The sequence below is a fragment of the Streptomyces capoamus genome, from assembly GCF_014654935.1.
Taxonomy (GTDB): Bacteria; Actinomycetota; Actinomycetes; order Streptomycetales; family Streptomycetaceae; genus Streptomyces; species Streptomyces capoamus.
Genome location: NZ_BNBF01000004.1, coordinates 200,435 through 203,436, shown reverse-complemented (window position 1 = coordinate 203,436; position 3,002 = coordinate 200,435). Strand labels below are relative to the sequence as shown.

2 protein-coding genes are annotated in these 3,002 nt (G+C 68.9%); both read right to left on the bottom strand.

Annotated elements, in window-relative coordinates; translation table 11 throughout:
- Window positions 1–2,165: FdhF/YdeP family oxidoreductase (locus IE312_RS09020; protein ID WP_229899383.1), on the bottom strand; the 2,165-nt coding region annotated here is incomplete at its 3' end.
- 36 nt (window positions 2,166–2,201) lie between these two features.
- On the bottom strand, window positions 2,202–2,822 hold the full coding sequence (locus IE312_RS09015) for an SRPBCC family protein (protein ID WP_189980341.1): 621 nt from the start codon (window positions 2,820–2,822) through the stop codon (window positions 2,202–2,204).
- Window positions 2,823–3,002: the final 180 nt, after the last annotated feature.

The window sequence follows — 3,002 nt, the reverse complement described above, 5'->3', positions numbered from 1 at the left end:
GCCGCGGGGTAGGACACGACCTCGAAGTTCTCGGCCCGGCGCTCGGTGCCGTCCTCCCAGACGCTCACCAGGTCAACCCGATCGCCCTGGGCGAGGCCGAGTCCGGACAGGTCGGCCGGGTTGACGAGGACGACGTGGCGGCTGCCGTGGATGCCGCGGTAGCGGTCGTTGTTGGTGTACGGGACGGTGTTCCACTGGTCGTGCGACCGCAGGGTCTGCAGCAGCAGGTGCCCCTCGGGGGCCACGGGGACCACCCGCTCGTTGCAGGTGAACCGGGCCTTGCCGGTCTCGGTCCGGAACACGCCCTCGTTGACCGGGTTGGGCAGCTGGAAGCCTCCCGGACGGGTCACCCGGGCGTTGAAGTCGTGGAAGCCCGGCACGATCCGGGAGATGCTGTCGCGGATGGTGTTGTAGTCGCCCTCGAACTTCGCCCAGGGGATGTCCTTCTCGCCGTCGACGCTCAGCCGGGCGAGCCGGCACAGGATGGCGACCTCGCTCAGCAGCATGCGTGAGGCCGGTTCGAGTCGTCCCTGGGAGGTGTGCACCTGGCTCATGGAGTTCTCGACGGTGACGAACTGCTCGCCGTCGGCCTGGACATCACGCTCGGTGCGCCCGAGCGTCGGCAGGATCAGGGCGGTGTCGCCGCAGACGGTGTGCGAGCGGTTGAGCTTGGTGGAGATGTGGGCGGTCAGCCGGCACGAACGCATCGCCTTCTCGGTGACCTCGCTGTCGGGTGCCGCGCGCACGAAGTTCCCCGCCAGGGCGAGGAAGACCTTGACGCGGCCCTCTAGCATCGCCTTGATCGAGTTCACCGAGTCCAGGCCGTGCGGGCGCGGCGGGTCGAAGCCGAACTCCTTCTGCAGCGCGTCCAGGAAGGTGTCCGGCATCTGCTCCCAGATGCCCATGGTGCGGTCGCCCTGGACATTGCTGTGGCCGCGCACCGGGCAGGCGCCCGTGCCGGCGCGCCCCAGATTGCCGCGCAGCATCAGGAAATTGACGATCTCCCGGATGGTGGGTACGCCGTGCTTGTGCTGGGTGATGCCCATCGCCCAGCACACGATGACGCGTTCGCTCCGCAGGACCTCGTCGCGGACCTTCTCGATCTCCTCACGGGTCAGTCCCGTTGCCGCGCGCACGTCGTCCCAGTCGACGGTGCGGGCGTGCCGGGCGAACTCCTCGAAGCCGGAGGTGTGGGCGTCGATGAAGTCGTGGTCCAGGACGGTGCCGGGACGTGCGTCCTCCGCCTCCAGCAGCAGCCGGTTCAGGGCCTGGAACAGGGCAAGGTCCCCGCCCGGCTTGATGTGCAGGAAGCGGTCGGCGATCTGGGTGCCGCGCCCCACGACCCCGCGCGGCTTCTGCGGGTTCTTGAAGCGTCGCAGGCCCGCCTCCGGCAGCGGGTTCACCGCCACGATGCGGCCGCCGTTGCGCTTGGCCTCCTCCAGGGCCGACAGCTGCCGCGGGTGGTTGCTGCCCGGGTTCTGCCCCACCAGGAAGATCAGGTCCGCGTGGTGGAGGTCGTCGAGGCTCACGGTGCCCTTGCCGACGCCCAGCGTCTCGTTCAGGGCGAAGCCGCTGGACTCGTGGCACATGTTGCTGCAGTCGGGCAGGTTGTTGGTGCCGTAGGCGCGCGCGAAGAGCTGGAAAACGAAGGCGGCCTCGTTGCTGGCCCGGCCGGAGGTGTAGAAGACCGCCTCGTCGGGCGAGTCCAGCTCCTTGAGTTCCTGCGCCAGAACGCCCAGGGCGTCGTTCCAGCCGATGGGCTCGTAGTGGTTCGACCCAGGTCGTTTGATCATCGGCTCGGTGAGCCGGCCCTGCTGGTTGAGCCACATGTCGGAGCGGGCGGCCAGATCGGACACGCTGTGTTCGCGGAAGAAGTCGGCGGTGATCCGGCGCGTGGTGGCCTCGTCGTTGATGTGCTTGGCGCCATTCTCGCAGTACTCGTTGCGGTGGCGCCGGCCCGGGGCGGGGTCCGCCCATGCGCAGCCGGGGCAGTCGATCCCGCCCACCTGGTTCATGGTGAGCAGGTCGACCCCGGTCTTGCGCGGGGAGGTCTGCTCCAGGGAGTACTCCAGCGCGTGCACGACGGCGGGGACCCCGGCCGCCCACTTCTTCGGCGGTGTCACGGAGAGGGAGGTCTCCGGCTCCTCACCGGGCGGGTTCTGCATCGCTTGGCCTTTCTCTTGCCGTGTGCGGTATGCGGGTCAGCCGACGGGCCACTGGGCGACACGGCTCCTGGGCGGTTCCGGGGTGTCGTGCTGGACCCGGCCGTTGCGGATGGTGCCGCGCCAGGCACCGCCCTCCTGCCCGAGCCCTTCGATGAAGTGCTTGAAGCTCACCAGTTCCGCGCGCACCAGTCGCGTGGTCAGTCCCACGACCCTGGACGAGCGGGTGAGGATCTTGGCGGCCCCCGCTGGTTGGAGAAGCATCCGGACCGTGATCGCGGTGCCACCGGACTCCGTCGGCCTGAACTCCACCTCGCCCTGGTGGGTGGGGTGCTGCTCCAGGCCACGCCAGGCCAGGTAGGCGTCAGGGTCCTGTTCCACGATCTCGACCGCGAAACGGTGACGCAGGGGGCCGTAGCCGATGGTCCACGCGGTGACGGTGGGCCTGATCTGTTCGACGTCGCGCACCACGGTCGAGAAACGCGGGAACGTCTTGAACTGCGTCCACTGGTTGTAGGCCGTGCGGACCGGCACCGCGACCTCGACCGTCTCCTCGACGTGCCGCTCGCGCAGCGGACGGCGGCGTGTGACGCCGTCGCCGTCGGAGCGCATGTCCGGGGTGTTCGGCACAGCCTGCCCACCGTCGTCTTCGTGCGCCATCATGGTCCTTCTTCCGGCGAGGGAGCCGGGCGTCCGGGCACCCGGCCCTCCCCTTGTGGGTCAGGGCATTACTTCCGGTTCCCCGATCTCGGGTTTCGTCACCCGACCGCTTCAGCGTCCTTTCACCTCCAGCTTCGCCTCGGATACGAATGCGTACGCGGAATGTACGCCTTATGTGCG

Excerpts from the sequence above, each read along its gene's own strand:
- IE312_RS09015 (WP_189980341.1), bottom strand. The coding sequence starts at position 2,822 with ATGGCGCACGAAGACGACGGTGGGCAGGCTGTGCCGAACACCCCGGAC.